Source organism: Streptomyces sp. V3I8 (genome assembly GCF_030817535.1).
GTDB lineage: Bacteria > Actinomycetota > Actinomycetes > Streptomycetales > Streptomycetaceae > Streptomyces.
This window is the reverse complement of the sequence record NZ_JAUSZL010000002.1, coordinates 3,807,549-3,834,033: the sequence shown is the minus strand read 5'-3', so window position 1 is coordinate 3,834,033 and position 26,485 is coordinate 3,807,549. Positions and strand designations below refer to the sequence as shown.

Sequence of the window (26,485 nt, the reverse complement as noted above, 5' to 3'; positions counted from 1 at the left end):
GTGGTTGTTTGCGGCGACCGTACCCCACCGACCCGGTCACCTGACGCCCTCCTCACCCGAACGAGTGGCACCGCAACTCAGGCTCCTGCGGCGGGGTTTGGCGGGGTTGGTTCTTTCCCTCAGGGATTTAAAAGACGTCGCGCACCACCGGGGCACGGAATCCCGTGTCCCGGTGCCGAGCTGGGCACATACCGGGGCACAGGGTGGGTCATGGGCGGGTCATGGGGCGACCGCGCGGACGAGGAGTGTCCCGATGTGCCCGGGGTGCGGCGCGTCCAGGACCCGCGCGTCGGCCGTGGCGAAACCGGCCCGGGTGAGCAGCCGTTCCCACACCGCCGGACGGTAGCTGTAGCGGTAGGTGAACATCGCCTTGCCCGCGAAGCCGCCCTTGTACATGCCCTGCGGCCCGTACGCGCCCGGGATGGCCGGCGGCTGCGAGAAGACGAGGACGCCGCCCGGCCGCAACCGCCGTCGGACGAGCGGGAGGAGGCGGCCCGGATCGGTGAACCAGACGGCCCCGAACATCGAACAGACGGCGTCGTACGTCTGCTCATCCGCTCCCAGGTACTCCAGAACCTCGGCGCACACGAACTCCGCCCCGGTGCCGGCCCACTTCGCGGAGGCCTTCGCGACCATGACGGGAGACAGGTCCACCCCGCGGGCGGTGACACCGCGCCGAGCGAGGTGCGCGAGGGCCCGCCCCGTGCCGCAGCCGATCTCCAGCACGGAACGCGGGGCGTCGCCGAGCAGTTCGGGCCCGGGCCCGTGACCGGCGTACTGGGTCCAGCAGAAGCCGGGCTCCGCGTCCTCCTTGAAGGCGGAGGCCGCGTAGGCGTCCCACAGCTCGGTCTCGGCGGCGATGTCGTGGTGTGCGGGCACAGGGGCGGTTCCTTCCGGCGGGGGCGGGCCTCTTGTCCTCGACCTCCCGAGGACAAGAGGCCCGCCGGGACGGTTCAGTGACTGTCGGGGACCTTGTTGTCGCACGGCGAGCAGTCCGCGCCGTCGATCGCCCACAGCTCCACGTCGATGTCGAACCCGATGGACCGCAGGAAGTCCGCGGTGCGCAGGCACAGCCCGTCGCCGCGCCGCTCGACGAACGGGGCGTGGTGTTTGTAGCGCCCTTCGTTGTACGCGTCACAGAGCGCCCACCACACGGGTGTGTCGAGGATCAGTTGGTGGACACCGATGTCGACGAGCTTGCCGACTCCGAGGTGGACCTCAGGGTGTTCCATGCAGCCGATGGTGTACATGACAGCGTTGCCGAGGATGCGTTCGGCCATGTCGCGGACCATCGTGTGATCGCGCAGCAGCAGGGCGACCTCGCGGTCCCACAGGGTCATACCGCTGTCCAGCACGTTGACCGTCAGGTGCCGCACGCACGGCTGGACGGCGTTGAGCAGTTCCTTCGGGTCGCGTGTGCGGATGCTTGCGGGCCGGTCGAGGGTGGCTGTCATGACGTACTCCTTCGAGGAGGGGGTCGTGCCGGGTCCGAGATCTCTTCCAGGACGGGGCGGCAGGCTGCCGGATCCGTGGCAGCGACTGTAGGAAGCGGCAGTTGTCCAGGGCGAGGGAGGTTCCTCGAAGTTGCTCGACGGTGAAGGGAAGTTGCTCGAGGTTCCCGACACCGGCCTGTCGAACAGGACGGATCGCGTACAGGCAGGGAAATGCTCTCCGCATCGGTCCTGGACGAGAGGAACTGCTCATGGCGCGACGACTGCGTTTCAACGGCACCGGATCGGGCGACGACGGATGCCCGTCGGTACATGAAGACCTTGACTCCGGAGAGCTCGTCGTGCACGGTCCGCCGCTCACGGACCCCGAGGATGTCGCCCGACTCCAGCACCTGGGTGAGGGCGAGGTGCCGATCGTCGTGCCGAGGGAGCTCCTGATGGACTGGGTGCCCAAGGGGCCGAAACGGCGGAAAGCGAGGTTCGTGCGCCTGGACGGCCTGAGCCGGTTGTTCACACAGTTCGAGCACACGGCCTGGCGGTTGGAGGCGCGTCGGCGTTACGCCTCCGACGAAGCCACGGAGACTTACGCCCGGTTCACCCGCGGCGAGCCTGTCGACTGGGACGACACGGACTCGGAATGGTGTGCCAACCGTCGCGTACAGACCGGACTCGGCAAGCGGATCGAGCGTGTCCGCGTCGTGGACGACCCGCCTACGACAGGGCAGCTGTACCTGCTGGGCAACGCACGGCGCAACACCGCCGTCGGTGAGACGATCATGAACCTCCGACGTGCGGACGCCGATCGCCTGAACCTGCCCGTCGAAGACTTCTGGATCTTCGACTCGCGGATGGTCGCATTGCTCGGCTTCGACGACGCCGACAATCTGGTGGACGTCGAACTCATCACGGAGCCCGCCGAAGTGGTCCGGTACTCCCAGGTGCGGGACGCGGCCGTGCATCATGCCGTTCCGTACGAGGAGTTCGTGGCCGGCCTGGCAGCGGAGAAACAGTAGAAGCAGGTGTGTATCAGTGAGTACGGACTACCAGAAGGCGCGTGAGGCCCTCGGGATACGCCTCCGGGAACTACGGCTGACGGCCCCTGGTGGGCAGGCTCACCGGTACACACCTCGCCGACAGGTGTGGATGGCACAAATCGAAGGTCAGCAAGCTCGAGAACGGCCGGACGACGCCTACGCCCGATGATCTGCGCAACTGGGCGGAGGGAACCGGCCGACCGGAGACGTACGACGAACTGCTGTCCAGGCTGCGGGGTTTCGAGTCCCATATCCGCTCCTGGCGACGTCAGCTCGCCGCAGGACACAAGCCCGTGCAGGACGCCCGTAACGCGGAACACGCCAGGACCCGCACTTTTCACGTCTGGCAGGGCGCCATGGTCGTCGGCATCCTGCAGACACCCGACTACGCACGGGCGGTCTTCACCCGGTTCACGGAGCTGCAGCGGTCCCCACGCGACATCGAGGAGGCCGTGGCCTCGCGCATGAAACGGCAGGATGCGCTGTACGACTCGACGAAGCGCTTCCACATCATCATGTGGGAGGCGGCTCTGCATGCCCGGATCTGCCCGCCCCCGGTGCTCGCGGCTCAACTCGACCGCCTCGCCGGTGCCATCGGTCTTCCCTCGGTCGACCTGGGGATCATCCCGCTGTCCGCCCCGCTCAAAATTCCCCCGGCCACCGCTTTCTGGATCTACGACGAGCGCCAGGTGATCGTCGAGAACTGGCACGCGGAGTTGTGGATCGACGACGAGAACAGCATGGACACATACCTGCGAACCTGGGGAACACTCCGGGAATCCGCCGTGTACGGCACCGGAGCACACCGGCTCGTCCACGCGGCGCGACAGGCGCTGGACCGGGACTGAGGCCGACGCGGCTCGGTGCGTCGGCGCGGACCGGGCCGGTCGGGTCAGCGGGTCCGGAACTCCGTGTGGCGGGCGCCGAACAGTTTCGCCTGTTCCGGGGACGGCAGGTTGCCGAGTGCGACGAGGTGCGGGGCCTGGGACAGGGCTGCCGAGCGGGTGGCCTCCTGGGCCGACCAGAGGGCGCGGACCGTGCCCTGTACGGCTGTGGGCGGGCAGGACGCGATGACCGTCGCGCAGCGGACCGCCGCTTCCACCGATTCCCCCCGCGCCGTCACCTCCGACACCAGCCCCACCTCGTACGCCCGCCGCGCGGAGACCCGTTCGGCCGTGCCCATCAGGGCCATGCGGGCCACCTCGCCGAACGGCGTCCGCTGCGCCAGGTACACCGACTCGTACGCGCTGACCATGCCGTACGTCGTGTGCGGGTCGAAGAAGGTGGCCGTCTCGTCGGCGATCACGAAGTCCGCCTCGCCGAGCAGGTAGAAGGCTCCGCCGCACGCCATGCCGTTCACCGCCGCGATCACCGGCTTCCACAGGCCCGCCGCCTTCGGCCCGACCGCGACCAGCGGGTCGTCCAGCATGTAGGGCGAGGCGGGCTGCGGTACCTCGGCGTCCCGGTCGAGCCCCGTCGAGAAGGCCCGCCCGCCCGCACCGGTCAGGACGATCGCGCGTACGGAGTCGTCGTGCCGGAACCCGTTCCAGGTGGCCGTGAGCCGGGCGGCCGTGGGCAGGTCGATGGCGTTCAGGCGCTCCGGCCGGTCCAGCGTGACCACCGCCACGCCCGTGTCCTCGTCCGTGGTGATCCGCAGGGTCATGGCCGCTCCAGCATCCAGCGCGGCAGCCGGACCCCGGCCCCGCCCTCCCCGAAGACCACGTGGACCCGCGCGCCGATCCGGAGCCGGTCCCCCGGGACCGAGTCGAGCGGCGCGTCCGGGCCGCTGACCACGTTCCCCACCAGCCGGATGTGCGGGGCCTCCGCCAGCTCGACGACGACCACGTTGTACGGGGCCTGCGCCGCGTAGTCCGGCAGGAGCGGGGGGTGCGGGACCACGTACGACCAGATGCGTCCCCTGCCGCTCATCGCGCGCCACTCGCTGTCGAAGGAGTGGCAGCGCGGGCAGCAGGGGCGGGGCGGGAAGCGCAGTTCGCCGCAGCCGGCCCCGGCGCAGGCCTGGACGCGCAGTTCGCCCCGGGCGGCGTACTCCCAGAACGGGGCGCCGTCGTCGTCCACGACAGGTGTGAGCATGTGGGTCCCCTTCTCGGTCGGGCTCGCCGGATCGCTCCCCGGCGCCGGCGCCGGCGCCGTCAGTTCCGCAGGAGCAGGGCCGACGTCGGGACGCCTTCGCCCGCCGTGACCAGGCAGGTCGCGGCGCCCGGCACCTGCGCGGTGCTGGTTCCCCGGAGCTGCTTCACGCCCTCGGTGATGAGGTTGAAGCCGTGGACGTACGCCTCCGAGAGCCCCCCGCCGCCCGTGTTCAGCGGCAGCCGCCCGCCGGTCTCCAGGGCGCCCCCTTCCGTGAAGGCGCCGCCCTCGCCCCGCCCACAGAAGCCGTACCCCTCCAGGGAGAGCGGGACGAGGGCGGTGAACGCGTCGTAGATCTGCGCGACGTCCACGTCCTGCGGGGTGAGGTCGGCGTGCTTCCACAGGTGGCGGGCCGCCGTCCAGGCGGGGCCGGTGAGCGGGTCGTCGTTCCAGTAGTTGACCATCCCGTGGTGCTGGGCGGGCAGGCCCTGGGCGGCCGAGTGGACGTACACGGGCCGGTGCCGGCAGTCGCGGGCCCGCTCGGCGGAGACGACGACGCACGCCAGCGCCCCGTCCGTCTCCAGGCAGTTGTCGAAGAGGCAGAGCGGCTCACTGATCCAGCGGGAGGTCATGTACATGTCCCGGGTCAGCGGGCGCTCGTACATCATCGCCGCCGGGTTCTGGTTGGCCCGGTTGCGGCAGGCGAGCGCGACGTTGAAGAGGTGGTCGCGGGTCGCCCCGTACGTGTGCAGGTAGCGGCGGGTGAGCATGGCTATCTCGTCGGCGGGGCGCAGGAGGCCGAAGGGGCGCGTCCACTGCGCCGGGGTGGGGAGCTGGACCGCCGTGTTCCGCCACGGGCGTGGTCCGCTGCCGCGCTTCCGGGACCGCCAGGCGACTCCGACCGTCGCCTGCCCGGTGGCCACCGCGCCCGCCAGGTGCGCGACGGTGGCGCACGAACCGCCGCCCCCGAAGCCGACCTTGGAGAAGAAGGTGAGGTCGCCGAGCCCGACGGCCTTGGCGACCTCCACCTCGTCGGTCTCCTCCATGGTGTAGGAGGCGAGCGCGTCGACCTCGGCCGGGGAGATCCCCGCGTCGTCGAGGGCGGCGAGGACCGCCCGGCAGGCCAGCGTCCGCTCGCTCTCGTGGAGGTGCTTGGCGAAGGCCGTCTGCCCGATCCCGACGACGGCGGTGGCGTCCTTGAGCCCTGCCGCCCCTGTGCCTGCCATGGGCACGCCTCCGCCTCCGGTCCGTGAATGCTGACAGTCCGTCAGGCTACCGCTAATCTGACGGGTAGTCAGCTAGTGGTGGGGAGGCCCGCTGTGCGCGGTGACTTGGAGTGGGGCACGATCCCGGGACTCGTACGGGCGGCGGCCGAGCGGTACGCGGACGTGGAGGCGGTCGTCGAGGGCCGCACCCGGATCACGTACGCGGAGCTGGGCGCCCGGGTCGAACGCGCGGCGGCGGCCTGCCTCGCGAACGGCGTGGAAGCGGGCGACCGCGTGGGCGTCTGGGCGCCCAACACCCTCGACTGGATCGTGTCCTCGCTCGGCGCGGTGTCGGCGGGTGCGGTCCTCGTCCCGCTGAACACGCGCTTCAAGGGCGCGGAGGCGGCGTACGTGCTGTCCCGCAGCCGGGCGAAACTGCTGTTCGTCACGGGCACCTTCCTCGGTACGTCGTACGTGGCCTCGCTGCGGCGCGCCTGCGCCGAGGGGCCGGCCGGCGCGGGTCCCCTGCCGGGGCTCCCGCACCTGGAGCAGGTGGTGGTCCTCTCCGACGACGCCCCCGACGACGGTCCCGCCGACGCTTCCGCCGACTCCCGTACCTGGAAAGCCTGGACGACCTGGAAGGACTTCCTGGCGAGCGGGGACGGGACGGGCACGCGGCAGGTGCGGGCGCGGGTCTCGGCACTCGACCCCGCCGCGCCCTGCGACATCGTCTTCACCTCGGGCACGACGGGCCGGCCCAAGGGCGCCGTGATCACCCATGCGCAGACCCTGCGGGCGTACGGCGTGTGGTGCGAACTGGCCGGTCTGCGCGAGGGCGACCGCTACCTCGTCGTGAACCCCTTCTTCCACACCTTCGGCTACAAGGCCGGCGTCCTCGCCTGCCTCATGCGGGGCGCGACGATGATCCCGCAGCCCGTGTTCGACGTCGGCACGGTCCTGGCGAACGTGGCCTCGGAACGCGTCTCGGTGCTCCCGGGCCCGCCCACCCTCCACCAGTCCCTCCTGGACCACCCGCACCGCGACGCCTACGACCTCTCGGCCCTGCGCCTGGTCGTCACCGGCGCCGCGGTCGTACCGCTGCGCCTGGTGGAACGGCTGCGGACGGAACTGGGCGTCGGCACGGTCCTCACCGCCTACGGCCTCTCCGAGGCGAGCGGGATCGTCTCGATGTGCCGCCGGGGCGACGAGCCGGACGTGATCGCGTCCACGTCGGGGCGGGCGATCCCCGGCACCGAGGTGAAGGTGGTGGACGGCGAGGGCACGGCGGTTGCCGCCGGCGTCCCGGGCGAGGTCCTGGTCCGCGGCTTCAACGTCATGCGCGGCTACTACGAGGACGCCCCGGCCACCGCCGAGGCCGTCACGGCGGACGGCTGGCTCCGCACGGGCGACATCGGGGTCCTGGACGGGGCGGGCAACCTGCGGATCACCGACCGCATCAAGGACATGTTCGTCGTCGGCGGCTTCAACGCGTACCCGGCGGAGATAGAGCAACTGCTCGGCCTCCACCCGGACGTCGCGGACGTGGCGGTGATCGGCGTCCCGGACGCGCGGCTCGGCGAGGTGGGCCGGGCCTACGTCGTACGCCGGCCGGACGCGCCCCTCACCGGCGACGGCCTGATCGCCTGGGCCCGCCGCGAGATGGCCAACTACAAGGTGCCCAGAACGGTCGAGTTCGTCGGCGAGCTGCCGCGCAACGCGAGCGGGAAGGTCGTCAAGGGCGAGCTGCGCGAGCGGTGTTGAGGACCACGCCGGGACGGGGTACGGGATATGGGATACGGGATAAGGGGTACGGGTCCCGGCCCGTACCCCGTACCCCGTACCCCGTCCCGGCGTGTCCCTACGCGTGGGCCGACAGCGCGTGGGCCGGGGCCGTGCGCAGGGCCTGCCTGGTGGGGAGTTCGACCGTGACGAAGGCCGTGCAGACCACCGTCAGCGCGACGGCCGGGAGCAGCCACACCGGGCCGGCCGGCCAGGGCCGGTGCAGGAAGCCGATGCCGAGCAGCGCGAGCGGGATCGCGGAGAGCAGCGTCCCGGCGGTGAGCGCGGTGACGCCGATCACCGCCGCCTCGCGGCGCATCATCGCGAGGATCTGGCGCGGGGTCGTGCCGTTCAGACGGAGCGTGGCGATCTCGTTGCGGCGCTGGGCGGTGGTCGCGACGAGCTTGTTCGCGATGCTGAGCAGCAGGTAGCCGAGGAGCACGACGATGACGGCCAGGTTGATCCAGACCGTCGCCGGCGCGCCGTCCAGACCGTCGCCGGCCCCCGTGTCGGTGGGCTCCAGGACCAGGCCGGGCCGGGACCCGGCGAGCGAGGCGAGGGCGCGTCCGGCGGCCGCGGTGCCGTCGGTGCGTACGAGGACGCTCCGGTCGAGGCCGGCGGTGGTGTGGCCGGCGGCGAGGTCGTGGGAGAGGACGACCGGGCCGAAGCCGAGGCCGCGGTCGTAGACGGCGACGACCTTCGCGTGGACCGTGCTGCCGTCCCCGAGGACCAGGGTGATCCGGCGGCCGACACCGGCGTCGCGGGAACGGGCGACGTCACTGCCGACGGCGACCGTGTCACCGGTGAGCCCGGCCAGACTGCCGTCGCGTACGCCGAGGTCCAGGACGTCCGGCGCGGCCGGGGTCAGGATCATCGCGGAGCTGGACTCGACCTCGGGTTCGCCGAACATCTCGTAGGTCCACACGACCGTGGTGTCGCTGACCGGGGCCGCCGCCCGTACGCCGTCGGCCCGCGTGACATCGGCCAGGGTGCCGGCCGGTACGCCGCCGAGGCCGGGCGCGCTCAGCCGCTGCTGGGCGAGGGTGCCGGTGCGGGTGTCCTGCGCGGTGGCGCTCATGACGGTCGTCTGGGCGAAGGTGTAGGTCAGGACGAACACCACTGCCATGGCGAGGGCGCTGACGACCCCCGACAGGCGCAGGGCGTACCCGCGGATGTTGGACACCGCGAGCCAGGTGGGCGCCGTGACACCGGGCCGCAGCCGCCGGGCGGCCGTGTCGCCGAGGGCCCGGACCAGGGCGGGGCCCGCCAGCGCCAGGCCGATCGCACCGATGATGCCGGCCATGGAGGTGGCCGCCGCGCCCAGGACCGTACGGCTCAGCAGCGGCACCGCCGACAGTGCCATGGCGCCGGCGATCAGCAGCAGCCCGGCGCGGGCCCGGACCTTCGACGGGGTGCGGGGCTCGCTGCGCGACTCGGCGACCGCCTCGGTGGCCGGCATGCGCGAGGTGCGCCACGCGGCGCCGCGGGCCGAGACCTGGACGCCGGCGCCCAGCAGCAGGACCGTGGCGAGCGCGGGCAGCGGACCGTAGGTGAGCGGCAGGCTCTCCGGGATCACCTCGCGGTCCACCAGCATCCGCCGGAACTGCCCGGCCAGCAGGTAGCCGAGGCCGATGCCGGGTACGGCCGCCACGGCCGCGATGAGCGAGGCCTGCCCGGCCGCGAGGCGCCTGATCTGCCGGGGTGTCGCGCCGACGGCCCGCATCAGGGCCAGGTCGCGGCGCTGGCCGCCGATCGACACGGCCAGCGCGCTCGCCATCACGAACCCGATGATCAGCACGATGATCCCGGCGAGCGAACCGGCGAGCAGGACCAGCAGGGAACGGGACGCGCCCGCGCCCGGAGAGGCGATGTCACCGCGGTCGGCACCGGTGGAGACGATGAGATCGCCGCGGGAGCCGGCGCCCTCGCCCTCGTCCGTGTCCCCGCCCCGGCCCGTCCCCTCGTCCCCGCCCGCGTCCTTGACCAGGTCGCGGGCCGCGGCGGCCACCGAGGACGCGGCGCCCGGCTCGGTGCGCAGGCCGACCAGGTCCACGGTCCCGGCCCGCGGCCCGGCGGCGTCGCCCCCGGCCGCGCGGCCGGACAGCCGCAGGGCCGTCGGGTCGGCGAAGAGGACGCCGGCGTCCGGGGCGTCGACCACGGCCGTGACGCGGTACGCGGCGGCGGGCCGCCCGGCCGCGACGACCTCGACCCGGTCGCCCGCCCCGACCCCGGCGGCCTTCGCGGTCGCGCTGTCGAGCGCCACCTCGCCGGCGCGGGCCGGCGCGGAGCCGTCGGTCCGCGGGTCGCCGAGCAGCTTCGTCGACGACCAGCCGTGGCCGGCCGTCCGGGGCTCCCCGGCCGGTACGACCCGGCCGTCGGCGTCGAGCACGGCGGCCGGGAAACCGACGTCGCCGGCCGCGGCCGTGACACCGGGCAGCGCGGCCAGCCGGCCGACCAGCGCGGCCGGGACCGTGCCGCGCTCCGGGAGGGCGATCGGCAGGTCCCCGGCCGGGTGGAGGCTCTGGTCGGCGGAGACCACGACGTCCGCGCCGGCGAGGCGTCCGGCCGGCAGCTGGGAGCGCAGGCCCGACTCGGCCAGGATCCCGGTGCCGGTGATCAGCGCCGCTCCGCCGAGCACCGCGAACGCCACCGCCAGCAGGGCGGTGATGCGGTGTCCCGCCATACGGACCGCGAGATGCAGCATGGTTCTAGACCTCTCCCAGCTTGACGAGGCGGTCGGCCAGTTCGGGGGCGGTGGGCCGGTCCAGGGTGTCGACCACCCGGCCGTCGGCCATCACCAGCGCGCGGTGCGCCTGGGCGGCGGCGGCCGGGTCGTGGGTGACCATCACCACCGTCTGACGCAGTGTGTCGACGAGTTCGCGCAGCAGGCCCAGCACCTCGTGGGCGCTGCGCAGGTCCAGGGCGCCGGTCGGCTCGTCGGCGAACACGACGGCGGGCTTCGCCACCAGCGCCCGTACGATCGCCGCCCGTTGCTGCTGGCCGCCGGAGAGCTCGGCGGGCCGGTGGGTGAGCCGGTCGGCGAGACCGACCCGCTCCACCAGCGTCCGCAGCCACTCCCGGTCGGGGGCCCGCCCCGCGAGCCGCAGCGGCAGGGTGATGTTGTCGGCGACGCTGAGGGCGGGGACCAGGTTGTAGGACTGGAAGACGAAACCGATGTGCTCGCGGCGCAGTTCGGTACGGCGGGTCTCGTTCAGGCCCGCGATCTCGCGGTCGCCGATGCGGATGCTGCCCGTGGTGGGGGAGTCGAGACCGGCGGCGCAGTGCATCAGCGTGCTCTTGCCGGACCCGGAGGGCCCCATCACGGCGAGGAACGTGCCGCGCGCCACGGTCAGCGACACGTCGTCGAGGGCGCGGACGCCTCCCGCGTACGTCTTGCCGACACCGGTCAGGGTGATGGCGGGGGTGGTCCGCGCCGCCACCGGGTGGCCGGCTCCCGCGAGGATCCCGCTCATCGACGGCCCCGCAGGTGCCGCACGACGAGCACCGTCGCGCAGAGCGCGGTGACCGCGCCGCAGACCAGGTGGACCTCGGTGGAGGCGGCGCCGAAGGAGGCCGCCATGTTGCCGACGGTGCTGATGACCAGCGCCAGCCACAGCGCCGTCCGCACGATGCCGTCCTTGGTGACGCCGTCCCGGCCGGTGCCGTCCCGGTCGGCGCCCGTCCCGGCCGGGTACGGGTTCTCGGCGCCGCCGTCGAGGCGGTAGGGGTCCGTGGTGGTCATGGCTGTCCTCTTCACGGTCTCGGGTGGCGGAGGACCCTGACCGGGCCCCGCTGTCGTGCCACCGAAACTACGGACCGGGACCCCGGCCGGCCGAGCCCGCCAGCAGCCCGAGTGGGGGTACAGCAGGCTGTACCTCTACGCTCCTCCTCGACGGCGGACCGGGCTGCGAACCGGTTGCCGTGACGGGTATGTCGCGCACGGAGAGGGAGTGGACGCATGCCGACCTCCAGCCGACACGACGACCCCGCCGAGGACGGAACGGCCGGAGACCGGACGGGCCGGACAGGGCGACCCTCCGAGGACGGGACCGGGCGGACGACCGGGAGCCAGGCGGCCGATGGCCGGGCGGCCGAGGAACAGGCGGCCGGGGATCGGGCGGGCCGGACGGGGCGGCCCTCCGAGGGCCGGACGGGGCAGACGGCCGGGAGCCGGGCGACGGATGGCCGGGCGACCGACGACCGGACGACCGGGGCGCGGGCGGCCGGGGACCGGACCGGACAGACGGGGCGGCCTTCCGAGGACGGGACCGGGCAGACGACCGGGAGCCGGGTGGTCGACGGCCCGGCGGCCGAGGAACAGGCGGCCGGGGATCGGGCGGGGCGGACGGGGCGGCCCTCCGAGGACGGGCCGGGGCGGACGACCGGGAGCCGGGCGACCGACGACCGGACGACCGGGGCGCCGGCGGTCGGGGATCGGACCGGGCAGACGGGGCGGCCTTCCGAGGACGGGACCGGGCAGACGACCGGGAGCCGGATGGCCGACGGCCGGGCGGTCGGGGCGCGGGTGGCCGGAGGCCGGGCCGGTGCGGGGCGGCCCGGGATCGGGGCCACCGTCGGGCGGGCCGCCCACGCCGCCGTCGCCGCGCTCGGCGAACTCGTCGGCGGCCTCGGCACCGCGCTGCTGGCGCTGCTCCTCCTGATCTGGACCGCCGTGACCGCCGTGACGTCCCTGCTGGGCGTCGGACTGCTCATGGTCCCGGCCGTCCTGCGCGCCCTGCACGCGCTCGCCGCACGCGAACGCCACCGGCTCGGCCGGCGCGGCCCCGAGGTCATCGGCCCGGACCCCGCGCCGACCCGCCTCAGGCCCGCCCTCGTCGACCCGACGACGCGGCGCGAACTGCGCTGGCTGGCCCGGCACGCCTCGCTGGGCCTGCTCCTCGGCCTCGGCGGCGCGCTGCTCCCGGTACTGGCCGTGCGCGACGTCGCGTTCCCGCTGTACTGGCGCCTGCTGCCGGAGAACGCGACCAGCACGTCCCTGGGCATCGGGGTCGCGCAGACCTGGCCCGACGCGCTCGCCGCCGGCCTGCTCGGGCTCGGCTGGACCGCCATCATCCTGGGCCTCACCCCCGGCATGGCACGGCTCCAGGCACGGCCGGGACGCACCCTCCTCGCGGCCGGGCCCGACACCGACCTGTCCCTGCGCGTCGCGGAACTCACCGCCACCCGGGCGGCCGCCCTGGACGCCCACGCCACCGAACTGCGCCGCATCGAGCGCTCGTTGCACGACGGCACCCAGAACCGGATCGTCACCGTCACCGTGCTGCTGGGCGCCGCGCGCCGCATGGTGGCCCGCGACCCCGCGGGCGCCGAGGAACTCCTCGAACGGGCCCAGAGCGCCGCCGAGCAGGCCCTGTCCGAGCTGCGCTCGGTCGCCCGGGGCATCCTGCCGCCCGTCCTGGCCGACCGGGGGCTCGCCGGCGCGCTCACCGGGCTCGCCGCGAGCTGCCCGGTGCCCTGCCGGATCGACGTCCAGGCGCCCGAGCGGTGCGCGGCGTCCGTGGAGGCGACCGCCTACTTCGTGGTGGCCGAGGCGCTGACGAACATCGCCAAGCACAGCGGGGCGCGGCAGGCCACGGTCACGGTCCGCAGCCGCGGCGGCCGGCTCCGGCTGGACATCACCGACGACGGCCGGGGCGGCGCCGGGGACACCTCCCGGGCCGCCCGCTCCGGGGGAGAGGCCGGCGGCTCCGGGCTCACCGGCATCCGCGACCGGATCGCGGCCCACGACGGCACCCTCGAACTGGCCAGCCCGCCCGGCGGCCCGACGACTCTCAAGGTGGAACTGCCATGCGGATTGTGATCGCCGAGGACGACGCGCTGCTGCGGGAGGGGCTCGCGCTGCTGCTGCGCGCCGAGGGCCTCGACGTGGTGGCCACGGTCGGCACCGCCGACGGCATCCTCGACGCCATCGGCACCCACGAGCCGGACGTCGCCATCCTCGACGTACGGATGCCGCCGACGCACACCGACGAGGGGATCGTCGCGGCCGTGGAGGCCCGGCGGCGACGGCCCGGCCTGGCGGTCCTCGTGCTCTCGGCGTACGTCGAGCAGTCCTTCGCCACCGAGCTGCTCGTGGGCGGGGTCACCGGGCTCGGCTACCTGCTCAAGGAACGGGTCGGGCGGGTCGAGGAGTTCCTGGACGCGCTGGGCCGCGTGGCGTCCGGTGGGACGGCCATCGACCCGGAGGTCGTCGCGCAGCTCTTCACCCGCAGCCGCCAGGACACCCGCCTGGAACGGCTCAGTCCGCGCGAGCGCGACGTGCTCGCGCTGATGGCGGAGGGACTGGGCAACGGCGCGATCGCGGAACGCCTCGTCGTCACCGAGGGCGCCGTCCACAAGCACATCCGCAGCATCTTCGCCAAGCTCGACCTGTCGCCCGCCGACCAGGTGGACCGGCGGGTCGCGGCGGTCCTGCGCTACCTCGACGACGCACGCCGCCACGCCTGACGGCACGTCACGAGGCGTCAGGCGTGCCCGCGTTCACGGACACGCCGTACGTCTCATGACACCCGGAACCCGGCAGGACCGGGACGCCCCGACCGGCGGTCGACTCCGCTCGTGAGCGCCGTCAGGGCGCCTGGACAGTCGGGCCGTCGGGCCGTCGGGCCGTCAGGGCGCCTGGGCGGCGGACGCGACCGGGCCCACGCCGCTGTCCGGCGGAGGCGCGGGCATCGAGTTGTCGGCCGCAGCCGTGCTCGCGGCCGCGGCGCTGACACCGAGCACCAGGGCGAGCGTGGCGAGGAACTTCTGCGTGCGGGTCATGTCGGCTCCTGAGGGTGGGGAGGACTTCCGGACGGTGCGGGACGTTCTCCTGTACGGGTACCACTCGTTCGACCCGATCGAACGCGCCGGGCGGCCCGGCCGCGTCCGGCCGTGTCCGGACAGACCTCGGCCGCGGTGGCTCCCCCTCCGCGCCACCGCGGCCGATCCCCGTCGGGAGGTTGGTCGTTACTTGGCGCCGCCGAGATCCAGGGCGGGCGGCGACGGCATGCCGTTGTCCATCGCGAGGACGTCGACCGGCGCGGGCGGGGTGGGCATCCCGTTGTCGAGCGGAACGGCCACCGGGTCCTCGGCGGGCGGGGTGGGCATCCCGTTGTCGTTCGGGGTGGCCACCGCCGGGTCCTTCGCCGGCGGCGCCGGCATCCCGTTGTCCTGGGTGGTGAAGTCGGTGTCCTTCGTCTGGTCGCTCATGGTCGGATCCCTCCCGTTGTGTTGACAAGTGAGGAACGCCCGTCCAGAGACTCCCCCGAGGGCCGCTGGACGGGCGTTCGGAGCCGCACACTAACCGGTTGGCTCCTGGTCAGACCGTCTGCCCCCCGACGCGACGGTGTGACAGGTATGAGAGTGCCGTGCGGAGATAAACGAATGCTGAACGTCCGCAACAGTCCTGTCGCGGGCGCGTTCCCCGGCCCGTTCCCTCACGCCGCCGTGGCGGGCGTGAGCAGGGCGCGGACCTCCTCGGCCTGTGCGGCGCCACCGTTCGACTCCAGGAGGTTCAGCGCCTCGCGCCAGCAGGCCCTGGCCCGGTCCAGCTGTCCCAGCATGGTGAGGGCCCGGCCCAGGAGCGTCAGGACGGTGCCCTGCATCCGGTCGCCGCCGATGCAGCCGAGCGCGAGCGCCTGCTCGGCGTGCTGGGCCGCCTGCGCGGGCCGGCGGGCCGCCAGGTGCACCTCGGCCATCCGGAAGTTGGTGGTCCCCTCCCAGAGCCGCTGCCGGTGGCTGCCGAAGACGGCCAGCGCGTCGGAGAACTGGCTGAGCGCCTCGGCGTGCCGGCCGGCCCGGGTCAGCGCGATGCCCAGCGTGAAGTGTCCGTTGGCCAGCCGCAGGGTCTTGCCGATCTCCAGGTAGGTCGCCAGGGCGCGCTGTGCGATCTCCACGGCCTTGTCGGTGTTGCCCATGCCGAGGTGGGCGCGGGACAGGTTGCAGAGGCTGAGGGCTTCGAGGGGCTGGTTGCCGATCGCGCCGTACCCCTGTATCGCCTGCTCGAAGTACGGTTTGCCGCTCGCGAACCGCTCCTGGTGGAGGCAGGTGAGCCCCCGGTCGTTGGCGGCCCAGCTCATGGCCATGGCGTCCTGGGCGGAGGTCGCGAGGTCCAGGGCGAGCTGTGCCTGCTCGGCCGCCTGCTGGATGCGGCCTGAGACCAGCAGCACGTTGGTGAGCGTGGTGCGCGCCCTGCCCTCCGCGCGGGCGTCCCCCGCGGCGCGGGTGGCGTCGCACATCGCGCCGGCCGTCGTCTCGTACTGGTGGGAGTTGGCGCCCGACTCGGTGAGGTCCTTGGCGGCCCACAGCAGGTCGACCGCGCGGCGCAGCAGCCCGGTGCCGGCGGACTGCCGTACGCAGGCCAGCAGCGGCGCGGCCTCGGTGTAGAGCCAGTCGAGGGCGGCGCTGCCCTCGGTGAACCGCAGGCCGGGGTACTGCGTCGTCTCCAGGTGGTCCACCAGCCGGTCGCCGGGCCGCTCGATGGCGTACACCCCGGCCGCCGTGGCCAGGTAGAAGTCGAGCAGGCGGGACATCGCGGCCGCCCGCTCGCTGGGAGGCTGTTCGTCCCGCTCGGCGCACGCACGCGCGTAGAGGCGGACCAGGTCGTGGTAGCGGTAGCGGCCGGGCGCCGCCGATTCCAGGAGCGAGGTGTCGACGAGCGACTCCAGTACGTCCTCGGTGTCCTCCGGTGAGAGGTCGAGGACGGCGGCGGCCGCCGCGAGGGAGATGTCGGGGCCGTCCGCGAGCCCGAGCAGCCGGAAGGCGCGGGCCTGGGCCGCCTCCAGCTGCCCGTAGCCGAGTTCGAAGGTGGCCTTCACGGCCAGGTCGCCCGCCTGCAGTTCGTCCAGCCGCCGCCGCTCGTCCGCGAGCTTGGCCGCCAGGACCGAGACCGTCCAGGTGCGCCGCGCGGCGAGGCGGGACGCGGCGATCCTGATGGCCAGGGGCAGGAAGCCGCAGGCCGCCACCACGTCCAGCGACGACTGCCGCTCGGACGCCACCCGCTCGGCGCCCACGATCTTCGTGAAGAGCTGCAGCGCCTCCTCGGGCGACATCACGTCCAGGTCCACCAGGTGGGCGCCGGCCAGGTCGACCATCCGCACCCGCGAGGTCACCAGCGCGGCGCACCCCTCCGTGCCGGGCAGCAGGGGCCGTACCTGGGCCGCGTCCCGGGCGTTGTCGAGGAGTACCAGCACCCGGCGGCCGTCCAGCACCGAGCGGTACAGGGCCGCCCGCTCCTCCAGGGTGTCCGGGATGGCCGAGTCCGCGGTGCCCAGGGCGCGCAGGAAGGCGCCCAGGACCGCCTGCGGTTCGGCGGCCCGCGCGCCCGCGCCCTGCAGGTCCACGTACAGCTGCCCGTCCGGGAAGACGCTCCGCGACCGGTGCGCGACGTGGACGGCGAGCGTCGTCTTGCCGACGCCGCCGATGCCGGCGAGCGCCGACACCGCCATCACCCGGCCCTCGGCGGTCGCGAGCACGTCGCTCAGTTCCGACACGAAGGACACGCGGCCGGTGAAGTCGGGCACGGTGGCCGGGAGCTGGGCGGGCCGCACCGGGGTGGCGGCGGCCTCGGGCGCCAGCGGCGCGGAGGGTTCCGCGAGGCCCGGGTCGGCCTGCAGGATGCGCTGCTGGAGTTCCTGGAGGTCGGGGCTCGGGTCCACGCCGAGCTCGTCGGCCAGCAGGCGCCGGGTGTCCGCGTACGCGGCCAGGGCCTCGGCCTGGCGGCCCGAGCGGTACAGCGCCAGCATCAGCAGTTCGCGCAGCCGCTCCCGCAGGGGGTGGGCCGCGGTGAGCGCGGTGAGCTCCGAGACGGCCTCGGCGTGGCAGCCCTGGTCGAGATCCATGTCCAGCCGGGTCTCGGTGAGCTGCAGGTGCCACTCCTCCAGGCGGGCGCGCTGGGTCTCCGCGTACGGGCCCGGGACGTTCGCCAGCACCTCCCCGTCCCACAGGTTCAGCGCCTTGTTCAGCAGGGCGCGCGCATGGCACAGGTCGCCGACGGCCTTCGCCTTCTCCGCGTCGGCCGTGAGCTCCTGGACGAGGGCCACGTCCAGGGAGCCGCCGGGGCCGCCCGGACCGGACACGTCGGAGAGCCGGATCGCGTAACCGCCCGACTCGCTGACCAGCACGCCGGGGGAGAGGACCTTGCGCAGCCGTGAGGCGTACGTCCGCACCGCGGCCAGAGCCTGCGACGGCGGTTCGTCGCCCCACAGGGCGTCGATCAGCTCACCCGACGTGGCCGTACGTCCCTCGCGCAGCAGCAGGGCGGCCAGCAGGGCGCGCTGCTGCGGAGATCCCATGGGCAGTGCCTCCGCCCCGCGCCAGGCGCGCACCGGGCCGAGCACGCTGAAGCGCAGGGCCACCGATTCCTCGGGACTCCACTGCTCCGGCACCCGCGGTACACCGTCCATCGCTGTCCCCCTGCCGAACCGTCATGACAACCAGGCCAGTTTGCCTTGTTCATGGCGGATGCGTCAGCCGTGGGAGACACCGATCACAGGCCGCCATGCGAGATTCACGCAAGCCCTCACAGGGCCCACACCCCGTCGTCGCAACCGCGGGGCGCGGTCCCGGCATTCCGGCAACCGCCTCCAGGGAGCTGACGCTCCGTCAGATCGGCGTTACCTTGGGACCATGGAGACCTTCCCGAAGATCATCTCGGTGGACGACCACACGGTGGAGCCCCCCCACGTCTGGCGGGACCGGCTCCCGTCGAGGTACCAGGACGAGGGGCCGCGCGTCGTACGCGCCCCGCTGAAGGAAATGACCTTCCTGGGCGGCAAGTTCGCTCCCGTCATGGGCGGCTCCGGCGACGACGGGCCCATCGGCGACTGGTGGGTCTACGAGGACCTCCACCGCCCGCTCACCCGTCTCGACACCGCCGTCGGGTACGACAGGGACGAGATCAAGCTCGAGATCATCACGTACGAGCAGATGCGCCCGGGCTCGTACGACGTCCCGCGGCGCCTGGCCGACATGGACGTCAACCACGTGCAGTCCGCCCTCTGCTTCCCGACCTTCCCCCGGTTCTGCGGCCAGACCTTCACCGAGGCGAAGGACCGCGAGCTGGGGCTGCTCTGCGTGCGGGCCTACAACGACTGGACGGTCGAGGAGTGGTGCGGCCCCGCGGCCCGGGGCCGGCTGATACCGCTCACGCTCGTCCCGCTGTGGGACGCGCGGCTCGCCGCGCAGGAGGTGCGGCGCAACGCCTCGCGCGGCGTACGGGCCGTCGCCTTCTCCGAGATACCCCCGCACCTCGGACTGCCCTCCGTCCACACGGACGAGTGGGATCCGTTCCTCGCCGCCTGCGACGAGACCGGCACGGTGATCGCCATGCACATCGGGTCGAGCAGCCGGATGCCCTCCACCTCCGCGGACGCGCCGCCCGCCGTCGGCTCCACCATCACTTTCGCCAACTGCTGCTTCTCGATGGTCGACTGGCTGATGAGCGGCAAGTTCGAGCGCTTCCCGAACCTCAGGGTGATGTACGCGGAGGGGCAGATCGGCTGGATCCCCTACATCCTGGAACGCGCGGACGTCGTCTGGGCGGAGAACCGCGCCTGGGGCGGCGTCGCGGACAAGGTCCACCGCCCGCCCTCCGAGCTCTTCGCCGAGCACGTGTACGGCTGCTTCTTCGACGACGCCTTCGGGCTGCGGAACCTGGACGCCATCGGCGCCGGGAACGTCCTCTACGAGACCGACTATCCGCACTCCGACTCCACCTGGCCCGAGTCGCGCCAGGTCGGCGAGGCCCAGATGGGCCACCTGGACGCCGACGTCGTCGACCGGATCGTCCGCCGCAACGCGATCGACCTCCTCGGTCTGACGCGGGACGGCCTGTGGGCGGGGGCGGAGTCCCGCCCCTGAGGGGCGCGGGGAACTGCACGACCGGCCCCCGCCGGCCCCGGCCGACCCCCGCCGGTCCGCGGCCGGTCGGGCACACAGGTCTTGTCTGACACGGCGTCAGCTACGACGATGGAGGCCGCCCACTCGAATGTGACGGTCCGTCAGCTGAAGGGTGCCGCTCATGCAGGTCCTGCCCGAAGGGCGACTGGTGTACGGGATGCAGTTGCCGGTCCAGTCGCAGAGCACCCTCTACGCCGAGGCGTGGGAGGCCGACGCCGGTCCGGACGATCTCGTGGAGATCGCCCGGACCGCCGACGGCTCCGGCTTCGCCTACCTCGCGAGCTGCGACCACGTCGCCGTCCCGCGCAGGCTCGCCCGGGCGATGAGCACCGTCTGGTACGACCCCGTCGCCACTCTCGCCTTCCTCGCCGGGGTCACCGCGCGCGTGCGGCTGCTCAGCCACGTCGCGGTCGTCGGACTGCGCCACCCCCTCGTCACCGCCAAGCAGTACGCGACCCTCGACCACCTGAGCGGGGGCCGCCTGCTCCTGGGGGTCGGCGCCGGACACGTACAGGAGGAGTTCGAGGCGCTCGGGGTGGACTTCGAGCGGCGCGGGGCCGTGCTGGACGAGTGCGTCGACGCGCTGCGGGCCGCGCTGGGCCCCGACGAGTTCCCCTCCCACCACGGGAAGCTGTACGACTTCGAAGGGCTCGGCCAGCGACCGCGCCCCGCGCAGGAACGGGTGCCGGTGTGGGTCGGCGGGTCCTCGCCCGCCGCCGTGCGGCGGGCCGCGGTCAAGGGGGACGGGTGGCTGCCGCAGGGGGACCCGCGGGAGCGGCTGCCCGCGCAGATCGACCGGATCGGGCGACTGCGGGAGGAGGCCGGGGTGACCGGCCCGTTCACCGTCGGCGCGATCACCGAGCCGCTGTACGTGGGGCGGCCCGGGTGGGCCGTGGGGCGCCGCACGGTCTGCGGCGCGCCCGAGGTGATCGCCGAGTCGTTGCGGGCGTACCGGGACATGGGGGTCCACCAGATCCAGGTGCGCTTCCGGTCGCGGAGCCGCAGCGAACTGACGGACCAGATGGCGGCGTTCGGGGTCGGGGTCGCTCCGCTCCTCGGATAGGGCCGCGAAGAGGACGACGGGGGCCTCGTCCCCGGCCGCGGCCCCGTCCGCGTCCCCGGCCGCGGGCCGTCCGCGGTTGTTCGCGGTTGTTCGCGCAGTTCCCCGCGCCCCTCGGGCGCCCTCTGTTCAGGGAGATGTCATGGGTCGGTTGGACGGGCGGGTCGTGGTGGTCACCGGGGCGGCCCGGGGGCAGGGCGAGCAGGAGGCCCGGCTCTTCGTCGCGGAAGGGGCGCGGGTGGTGCTCGCCGATGTGCTGGACGAGCAGGGAAAGGCCCTTGCCGAGGAACTGGGCGCCCGCGCCCGGTACGTCCACCTCGACGTGGGCCGGGAGGACGACTGGGCGGCCGCGGTGGCGGTCGCCAAGGACGCGTTCGGCAAGGTCGACGGGCTCGTCAACAACGCCGGCATCCTGCGCTTCAACGCCCTCGTCGACACCCCTCTCGAAGAGTTCCTGCAGATCGTGCGCGTCAACCAGGTCGGCGTCTTCCTCGGCATCAAGACCCTGGCCCCCGAGATCGGGGCGGCCGGCGGCGGGACCGTCGTCAACACCGCCTCGTACACCGGGCTCACCGGCATGGCGTACGTCGGCGCGTACAGCGCGACCAAGCACGCGATCGTCGGCCTCACGCGCGTGGCCGCGCTGGAACTGGCCGCCAAGGGCATCCGCGTCAACGCCGTCTGCCCCGGCGCGATCGACACCGCCATGAGCAATCCGGCCCTGCTCGACCCGGTGGCGGACCCCGGGGCGGGCTCGGAGGCCGTCGCCCGGTTCTACCGCAAGCTCGTCCCGCTCGGCCGCATCGGCAGGGCGGAGGAGGTGGCCCGGCTCGCCCTCTTCCTGTCCTGCGATGAGTCCTCCTACGTCACCGGCCAGCCGTTCGTGATCGACGGAGGGTGGCTGGCGGGTGTGAGCGCGCCGTGAACCCTTCACCGGCCTCATGTGACGGGTCGTCAGCTCTTGACGCTCCAGGGGTGCGGTGCAACAGTCGGCGGCAGGTGGATCTGACGGTTCGTCAGGTCGCGGACAGGGGAACAGGGGACGGTGAACCTCCGTGGAATTCGGGCTCTTTGTACAGGGGTACGTGGGCAAGCGGGCCGAGACCGATCCGCTCGCCGAGCACAAGGCGCTGATGGAGGAGACCGAGTACGTCATCCAGGCGGACAGGTCCGGCTTCAAGTACGCCTGGGCGTCCGAGCACCACTTCCTGGAGGAGTACTCGCACCTCTCCGCGAACGACGTCTTCCTCGGCTACCTGGCGCACGCGACCGAGCGGATCCACCTGGGGTCCGGCATCTTCAACCCGCTCGCCCAGGTCAACCACCCGGTGAAGGTCGCCGAGAAGGTCGCCATGCTCGACCATCTCACCGAGGGCCGCTTCGAGTTCGGCAGCGGACGCGGGGCCGGCTCGCACGAGATCCTCGGCTTCCTCCCCGGCATCACCGACATGAATTACACCAAGGAGATCTGGGAGGAGACCATTGCCGAGTTCCCGAAGATGTGGCTCCAGGACGAGTACGTCGGGTTCCGGGGCAAGCACTGGCAGCTCCCGCCGCGCAAGATCCTGCCGAAGCCGTACGGGAAGTCGCACCCCGCCATGTGGTACGCCGCCGGGTCGCCGCCCTCGTACGCGATGGCCGCCCGCAAGGGGCTCGGGGTGCTCGGCTTCAGCGTGCAGAAGGTCTCCGACATGGAGTGGGTCCTGGAGCAGTACAAGACGGCCGTCGTCGAGGCGGAGCCGGTCGGGGACTTCGTCAACGACAACGTGATGGTGACGACGACGGCGGTCTGCGCGCCGACGCACGCCGAGGCGGTACGGATCGCCGCGGCAGGCGGGCTGCACTACCTGCCCTCGCTCGTCTTCCGCTACCACGACACGTTCCCGCGGCCCGAGGGGTTCCCCGTGTGGCCGCAGACGCTGCCCGAGTACACCGAGGAACTGATCGAACTCCTCATCGCCGAGGAGCTGCTGATCTGCGGTGATCCGGACGAGGTGCTCACGCAGTGCAAGCGGTGGGAGCAGGCCGGCGCCGACCAGCTGTCGTTCGGGCTGCCGGTCGGGGTGCCGAAGGAGGAGACGCTGCAGACGATCCGGCTGATCGGGGAGCACGTCGTCCCGAAGATCGACACGGATCCCGTGCACCGGACCACCCGGTTCCGGGGCGCTGTCTGAGCTTCGTCGGTGGCCGCGGGCCGTCGGTGGCCGCTCGCGCGGTTCCCCGCGCCCCCGGGCCCCCGGGCGGACGAGGGTGCCGTGAGCCGGAAAGGTCCGGCCGGAGTGCCGGAGTGCCGGAGTGCCGGAGTACGGGAGTGCCGGAGTACCGGAGAACTGAAGAACCGGAGAACTGGGGTACCGGAGAAGGGGACTTGTCGTGCTTGACCATCTGATCAGGGGCGCGCGGATCGTCGACGGGTCGGGCGGGGCCGCCTTCGTCGCCGACGTGGGCATCCGGGACGGACGGATCGCCGTCATCAGGGCCGTCGGGGATGCCGGGGACGCCGGTGGGGCCGGAGACGCCGGTGAAGGCAGGGACGCCGGTGAGGGCGCGCGGACGAGTGAGGACGCGCGCGGGCTCGTCCTCGCGCCCGGGTTCGTGGACCCCCACACGCACTACGACGCGCAGCTCTTCTGGGACCCGTACGCGACGCCCTCGCTCAACCACGGCGTGACGACGGTCGCGGGCGGGAACTGCGGCTTCACCCTCGCCCCCCTCAACCCCTCGCGGCCCGGGGACGCCGACTACACGCGGCGGATGATGTCCAAGGTCGAGGGGATGTCCCTGATCGCGCTGGAGGAGGGGGCGCCGTGGAGCTGGCACGGCTTCGGCGAGTACCTGGACGCCCTCGAGGGACGTATCGCGGTCAACGCCGGTTTCATGGTGGGGCACTGCGCGCTGCGGCGGCACGTCATGGGACCGGACGCGGTGGGCGGACAGCCGAGCGACGAGCAACTCGACGCCATCGTCCGGCTGGCGCACGAGGCGATGGACGCCGGTGCGTGGGGATTCTCCACCACCCAGTCGTCGACCCACTCCGACGGCGACGGGCAACCGGTCGCCTCCCGGCACGCGCGGCCCGCCGAACTGCTCGCGCTGTCACGGGCGGTCGGCGAACACGAGGGCACGCAGATCGAGGCGATCGTGGCCGGGTGCCTGGACCAGTTCAGCGACGCCGAGATCGACCTGTTCGCGCAGATGAGCGCGGCGGCCGGCCGGCCCCTGAACTGGAACGTCCTGACCATCGACGCCGCGGTCCCCGAGCGCGTGCCCCGGCAGCTGTCCGCGAGCGAGCGGGCACGGAAGGCGGGCGGCCGGGTCGTCGCCCTCACCATGCCGATCCTCACCCCGATGAACATGTCGCTGGGCACCTTCTGCGCCCTCAACCTCATCCCCGGCTGGGGCGAGGTGCTCGGCCTCCCCGTGCCCGAGCGGATCGCGAGGCTCCGGGACCCCGGGGTCAGGGCCGACATGCTGCGGCGGGCCGGCTCGAAGGAGGCCGGCGTCTTCCGCCGCCTCGCCGACTTCGGGCGGTACGTCGTCGGCGACACGTACAGCCCGGAGAACGAGGGCCTGACCGGACGGGTCGTACGGGACATCGCGGCCGAGCGAGGCCAGGAACCCTTCGAGTGCCTCGTCGGGATCTGCGCCAACGACGGGCTGCGTACGGTCCTGTGGCCCATGCCGCCCGACAACGACCCCGCCTCCTGGGCCCTGCGCCAGGAGACGTGGCGGCACGAGGACGTACTGCTCGGCGGTTCGGACGCGGGCGCCCATCTGGACCGGATGTGCGGCGCCCCGTACACGACCCGGTTCCTCGGGGACTGCCTGCGCGGCCGGAAACTGGTGCCGCTGGAGCAGGCGGTGAAGATGCTCACGGACGACCCGGCCCGGCTCTTCGGACTCCGGGAGCGCGGCCGGATCGCGGAGGGTTTCCACGCGGACCTCGTGCTCTTCGACCCGGACCGGATCGACGCCGGCAAGGCCACCCTGGTGCACGACCTGCCGGGGGACAGCCCGCGCCTCGACTCGAAGGCCATCGGCGTCAGGGCCGTGTGGGTCAACGGCGTCGAGTCGATACGGGACGACGTGGTGACCGGGGCCGTACCCGGCAAGGTACTGAGGTCGGGCCGCGACACGCGCACGGTGAGTACGTGGTGAGTGCACGGTGAGTACGTGGTGACGCGTCGACGGTCTTGGGGGACCAGGTGAGCGACGGACAGCGGCTGTTCATCGGCGGATCGTGGGTGGAGCCGGACGGCGGCCACTACGAGGTGATCGACCCGGCGACCGAGGAGAGTGTCGGGGCGGCCCCGGAGGCCTCGCGCGACCAGGTGCACGCGGCGGCGGGCGCGGCCCGCGAGGCCTTCCGGTCCTGGTCGCGCACGCCTCCCGAGGAACGGGCCGCCGTCCTCGACCGGGCGGCCACCGCGATCCGGCGCAACCTCGTCCCGTACGCGGAACTGGCGCAGGCGGAGACCGGCGCGACCACCGGTACCGCGCGCGGGATGCAGGTGGGGGTCGGGGCGGCCCGGTTCCGGCGCTACGCGCGCGTGGAGCCCGTCGAGGAGCCGCTGCCCCCGCAGGTCAACGAGGCGGGCCCGTTCGGCGGGGCGGCCGTTCTCGGCGCCCTCGCCGTACGCCGGCCGGTCGGCGTGGTCGCCTGCATCACCTCGTACAACAACCCCTGGGCGAACCCGGCGGGCAAGATCGCGCCGGCTCTCGCGATGGGCAACACGGTCGTCGTGAAACCCGCCCCGCAGGACCCGCTCTCCGTGTACCGGATGGCCGAGGCGCTGGAGGCGGCGGGCGTGCCACCGGGCGTCGTGAACGTCGTCAGCGGTGCGCGGGGGGAGGTCGGTGAGGCGGCCGTCGACTCGCCCGACGTGGACATGGTGAGCTTCACCGGCTCCACCGCCGTCGGCCGGCGCATCGCCGAGGTGTGCGGGCGCGGCATGAAACGGCAGCTGATGGAGCTGGGCGGAAAGGGTGCGGCGATCGTCTTCGAGGACGCGGACCTGGAGTCGGCGGTACGGGGGATCGGGACCACCTTCTCCTTCTACAGCGGCCAGATCTGCACGGCCCCGACACGGGTGCTCGCACACCGGCCGATCCACGACCGTCTGGTGTCCCGGCTCGCGGCCTACGCGGCCCACCTGCGGGTCGGGGACCCGCGGGACCCGGACACGATCGTCGGCCCGCTGATCTCGGCGGCCCACCGGGACCGGGTCGAGTCCTACGTCGAACTGGCCCGTAAGGAGGGCGCGCGGGTGGTGACGGGCGGCGAACGCCCACCCCTGGCGCGGGGCTTCTACGTGGCGCCCACGCTCCTGGCGGACTGCGCCGGCTCCATGCGGGTGGTCCGCGAGGAGATCTTCGGCCCGGTCGTGGTGGTCCTCCCCTTCGACGACGAGGAGGAGGCCGTCGCCCTGGCCGACGACAGCGAGTACGGCCTGATCGACTACGTCTGGTCGGGCGACGCGGCCCGCGCCTTCCGCGTCGCGGGCCGCCTGCGCGCGGGGGGCGTCGGCATCAACACGGTGGGCCGCAACATGGAGGCCCCGTTCGGCGGCTTCAAACAGAGCGGAGTGGGCCGGGACGTGGGCTCGTACGCCCTGCGCGCGTACTCGGAACTCCAGTCACTGGTCTGGCAGGCCTGAACCCCGGGCCGGCGCCCCCAAGGAGCACGGGGAACTGCGCGCTCAACCCCACCGCCCCGCACGGGTACGCGGGCGGGTACACGAGCGGGTACACGGGCGGCCGGGGCCCGCCGTCCAGGCCCGCCCCCGCTTCCAAGGGGCGCGGGGAACTGCGCGCCCAGCCCCCACCGTCCCGCACGGGTACGCGGGCGGGTACACGGCGGGTACACGGACGGCCGGGGCCCGCCGTCCGGGCCCGGCCCCGCCCCCGCTTCCAAGGGGCGCGGGGAACTGCGCGCCCAGCCCCCACCGCCCTGCACCCGCACCT

21 protein-coding genes and 1 pseudogene are annotated in these 26,485 nt (G+C 73.2%); 11 read left to right on the top strand and 11 right to left on the bottom strand.

The window, feature by feature from the left end:
* Positions 1–219: 219 nt before the first annotated feature.
* The gene (locus QFZ75_RS16765) at positions 220–879 is read right to left on the bottom strand and encodes a bifunctional 2-polyprenyl-6-hydroxyphenol methylase/3-demethylubiquinol 3-O-methyltransferase UbiG (protein WP_307537804.1); all 660 of its coding nucleotides are present in this window, start codon (positions 877–879) and stop codon (positions 220–222) included.
* Positions 880–953: 74 nt separating this feature from the next.
* Positions 954–1,454 (bottom strand): hypothetical protein, encoded by a 501-nt coding sequence (locus QFZ75_RS16760; RefSeq protein WP_307537802.1) that lies wholly within the window; start codon positions 1,452–1,454, stop codon positions 954–956.
* Between the two features lie 248 nt (positions 1,455–1,702).
* Between QFZ75_RS16760 and QFZ75_RS16755 the strand changes: the two genes are divergently transcribed.
* Both QFZ75_RS16755 and QFZ75_RS16750 read left to right on the top strand, forming a co-directional pair.
* Entirely contained in the window at positions 1,703–2,464 is a 762-nt protein-coding gene (locus QFZ75_RS16755; protein ID WP_307537800.1) for a DUF6879 family protein, read from the top strand.
* A gap of 16 nt (positions 2,465–2,480) precedes the next feature.
* Positions 2,481–3,333: pseudogene (locus QFZ75_RS16750) on the top strand (helix-turn-helix domain-containing protein).
* A 44-nt stretch (positions 3,334–3,377) separates the two neighbouring features.
* On the opposite strand, the gene QFZ75_RS16745 reads toward QFZ75_RS16750, so the two are convergent.
* The 3 genes from QFZ75_RS16745 to QFZ75_RS16735 are packed head-to-tail and all read right to left on the bottom strand — an operon-like array spanning position 3,378 to position 5,802.
* Positions 3,378–4,148 carry an enoyl-CoA hydratase/isomerase family protein gene (locus QFZ75_RS16745; protein WP_307537798.1) on the bottom strand — a complete coding sequence of 257 codons (771 nt, stop codon included), beginning with the start codon at positions 4,146–4,148 and terminating at the stop codon, positions 3,378–3,380.
* Entirely contained in the window at positions 4,145–4,579 is a 435-nt protein-coding gene (locus tag QFZ75_RS16740) for a Zn-ribbon domain-containing OB-fold protein (protein WP_307537797.1), read from the bottom strand. Before QFZ75_RS16740 ends, QFZ75_RS16745 begins: the two co-directional genes overlap by 4 nt.
* A 59-nt stretch (positions 4,580–4,638) precedes the next feature.
* Positions 4,639–5,802 (bottom strand): lipid-transfer protein, encoded by a 1,164-nt coding sequence (locus QFZ75_RS16735; RefSeq protein ID WP_307537795.1) that lies wholly within the window; start codon positions 5,800–5,802, stop codon positions 4,639–4,641.
* A gap of 93 nt (positions 5,803–5,895) precedes the next feature.
* Here QFZ75_RS16735 and QFZ75_RS16730 point away from each other — a divergent pair, with 93 nt between their 5' ends.
* Positions 5,896–7,542 (top strand): FadD3 family acyl-CoA ligase, encoded by a 1,647-nt coding sequence (locus QFZ75_RS16730; RefSeq protein ID WP_307537793.1) that lies wholly within the window; start codon positions 5,896–5,898, stop codon positions 7,540–7,542.
* Between the two features lie 97 nt (positions 7,543–7,639).
* On the opposite strand, the gene QFZ75_RS16725 is transcribed toward QFZ75_RS16730, so the two are convergent.
* From QFZ75_RS16725 to QFZ75_RS16715, 3 genes are read right to left on the bottom strand one after another with little or no spacing between them, the layout of a single operon-like run.
* Positions 7,640–10,264, bottom strand: a complete 2,625-nt coding sequence (locus QFZ75_RS16725; RefSeq protein ID WP_307537792.1) for an FtsX-like permease family protein — start codon at positions 10,262–10,264, stop codon at positions 7,640–7,642.
* Between the two features lie 4 nt (positions 10,265–10,268).
* Positions 10,269–11,033, bottom strand: a complete 765-nt coding sequence (locus tag QFZ75_RS16720; RefSeq protein ID WP_307537790.1) for an ABC transporter ATP-binding protein — start codon at positions 11,031–11,033, stop codon at positions 10,269–10,271.
* Positions 11,030–11,302, bottom strand: a complete 273-nt coding sequence (locus tag QFZ75_RS16715) for a hypothetical protein (RefSeq protein ID WP_307537788.1) — start codon at positions 11,300–11,302, stop codon at positions 11,030–11,032. Before QFZ75_RS16715 ends, QFZ75_RS16720 begins: the two co-directional genes overlap by 4 nt.
* A 753-nt stretch (positions 11,303–12,055) precedes the next feature.
* Between QFZ75_RS16715 and QFZ75_RS16710 the strand changes: the two genes are divergently transcribed.
* Positions 12,056–13,381, top strand: coding sequence for a sensor histidine kinase (locus QFZ75_RS16710; RefSeq protein ID WP_373466048.1), 1,326 nt, complete (start codon positions 12,056–12,058; stop codon positions 13,379–13,381).
* On the top strand, positions 13,369–14,028 hold the full coding sequence (locus QFZ75_RS16705) for a response regulator transcription factor (protein WP_307537786.1): 660 nt from the start codon (positions 13,369–13,371) through the stop codon (positions 14,026–14,028). The genes QFZ75_RS16710 and QFZ75_RS16705 overlap by 13 nt, the downstream gene beginning before the upstream one ends.
* 162 nt (positions 14,029–14,190) lie before the next feature.
* Here QFZ75_RS16705 and QFZ75_RS16700 read toward each other — a convergent pair whose 3' ends face one another.
* The 3 genes from QFZ75_RS16700 to QFZ75_RS16690 form a co-directional block, all read right to left on the bottom strand.
* Positions 14,191–14,343, bottom strand: a complete 153-nt coding sequence (locus QFZ75_RS16700) for a hypothetical protein (RefSeq protein WP_307537785.1) — start codon at positions 14,341–14,343, stop codon at positions 14,191–14,193.
* 186 nt (positions 14,344–14,529) lie between these two features.
* A complete protein-coding gene (locus tag QFZ75_RS16695) occupies positions 14,530–14,772 on the bottom strand; it encodes a hypothetical protein (RefSeq protein ID WP_307537783.1) in 243 nt (80 codons plus the stop codon).
* Between the two features lie 227 nt (positions 14,773–14,999).
* Positions 15,000–17,966, bottom strand: a complete 2,967-nt coding sequence (locus QFZ75_RS16690) for a BTAD domain-containing putative transcriptional regulator (protein ID WP_307537782.1) — start codon at positions 17,964–17,966, stop codon at positions 15,000–15,002.
* A 223-nt stretch (positions 17,967–18,189) separates the two neighbouring features.
* Here QFZ75_RS16690 and QFZ75_RS16685 point away from each other — a divergent pair, with 223 nt between their 5' ends.
* From QFZ75_RS16685 to QFZ75_RS16660, 6 genes are all read left to right on the top strand, one after another.
* The gene (locus QFZ75_RS16685; RefSeq protein WP_307537781.1) at positions 18,190–19,422 is read left to right on the top strand and encodes an amidohydrolase family protein; all 1,233 of its coding nucleotides are present in this window, start codon (positions 18,190–18,192) and stop codon (positions 19,420–19,422) included.
* Between the two features lie 160 nt (positions 19,423–19,582).
* Complete coding sequence (locus QFZ75_RS16680) at positions 19,583–20,524, top strand: LLM class F420-dependent oxidoreductase (protein WP_307537779.1); 942 nt, start codon at positions 19,583–19,585, stop codon at positions 20,522–20,524.
* A 139-nt stretch (positions 20,525–20,663) separates the two neighbouring features.
* Positions 20,664–21,446, top strand: coding sequence for an SDR family NAD(P)-dependent oxidoreductase (locus QFZ75_RS16675; RefSeq protein ID WP_307537777.1), 783 nt, complete (start codon positions 20,664–20,666; stop codon positions 21,444–21,446).
* 130 nt (positions 21,447–21,576) lie between these two features.
* Positions 21,577–22,695: an LLM class flavin-dependent oxidoreductase gene (locus tag QFZ75_RS16670; RefSeq protein WP_307537776.1), complete on the top strand. Its 1,119-nt coding sequence runs from the start codon at positions 21,577–21,579 to the stop codon at positions 22,693–22,695.
* Positions 22,696–22,894: 199 nt separating this feature from the next.
* Positions 22,895–24,679: an amidohydrolase family protein gene (locus QFZ75_RS16665; protein WP_307537774.1), complete on the top strand. Its 1,785-nt coding sequence runs from the start codon at positions 22,895–22,897 to the stop codon at positions 24,677–24,679.
* Positions 24,680–24,726: 47 nt separating this feature from the next.
* Positions 24,727–26,178: an aldehyde dehydrogenase family protein gene (locus tag QFZ75_RS16660; protein ID WP_307537772.1), complete on the top strand. Its 1,452-nt coding sequence runs from the start codon at positions 24,727–24,729 to the stop codon at positions 26,176–26,178.
* Positions 26,179–26,485: the final 307 nt, after the last annotated feature.

Bases quoted from the DNA above. Each gene is read 5' to 3' on its own strand.
- QFZ75_RS16735 (WP_307537795.1), bottom strand. From the start codon at position 5,802: ATGGCAGGCACAGGGGCGGCAGGGCTCAAGGACGCCACCGCCGTCGTC.
- QFZ75_RS16760 (WP_307537802.1), bottom strand. From the start codon at position 1,454: ATGACAGCCACCCTCGACCGGCCCGCAAGCATCCGCACACGCGACCCG.
- QFZ75_RS16705 (WP_307537786.1), top strand. From the start codon at position 13,369: ATGCGGATTGTGATCGCCGAGGACGACGCGCTGCTGCGGGAGGGGCTC.
- QFZ75_RS16700 (WP_307537785.1), bottom strand. From the start codon at position 14,343: ATGACCCGCACGCAGAAGTTCCTCGCCACGCTCGCCCTGGTGCTCGGT.
- QFZ75_RS16675 (WP_307537777.1), top strand. From the start codon at position 20,664: ATGGGTCGGTTGGACGGGCGGGTCGTGGTGGTCACCGGGGCGGCCCGG.
- QFZ75_RS16690 (WP_307537782.1), bottom strand. From the start codon at position 17,966: ATGGACGGTGTACCGCGGGTGCCGGAGCAGTGGAGTCCCGAGGAATCG.
- QFZ75_RS16680 (WP_307537779.1), top strand. From the start codon at position 19,583: ATGCAGGTCCTGCCCGAAGGGCGACTGGTGTACGGGATGCAGTTGCCG.
- QFZ75_RS16740 (WP_307537797.1), bottom strand. From the start codon at position 4,579: ATGCTCACACCTGTCGTGGACGACGACGGCGCCCCGTTCTGGGAGTAC.
- QFZ75_RS16720 (WP_307537790.1), bottom strand. From the start codon at position 11,033: ATGAGCGGGATCCTCGCGGGAGCCGGCCACCCGGTGGCGGCGCGGACC.
- QFZ75_RS16755 (WP_307537800.1), top strand. From the start codon at position 1,703: ATGGCGCGACGACTGCGTTTCAACGGCACCGGATCGGGCGACGACGGA.
- QFZ75_RS16715 (WP_307537788.1), bottom strand. From the start codon at position 11,302: ATGACCACCACGGACCCCTACCGCCTCGACGGCGGCGCCGAGAACCCG.
- QFZ75_RS16710 (WP_373466048.1), top strand. From the start codon at position 12,056: ATGGCCGACGGCCGGGCGGTCGGGGCGCGGGTGGCCGGAGGCCGGGCC.
- QFZ75_RS16745 (WP_307537798.1), bottom strand. From the start codon at position 4,148: ATGACCCTGCGGATCACCACGGACGAGGACACGGGCGTGGCGGTGGTC.
- QFZ75_RS16725 (WP_307537792.1), bottom strand. From the start codon at position 10,264: ATGCTGCATCTCGCGGTCCGTATGGCGGGACACCGCATCACCGCCCTG.
- QFZ75_RS16685 (WP_307537781.1), top strand. From the start codon at position 18,190: ATGGAGACCTTCCCGAAGATCATCTCGGTGGACGACCACACGGTGGAG.
- QFZ75_RS16695 (WP_307537783.1), bottom strand. From the start codon at position 14,772: ATGAGCGACCAGACGAAGGACACCGACTTCACCACCCAGGACAACGGG.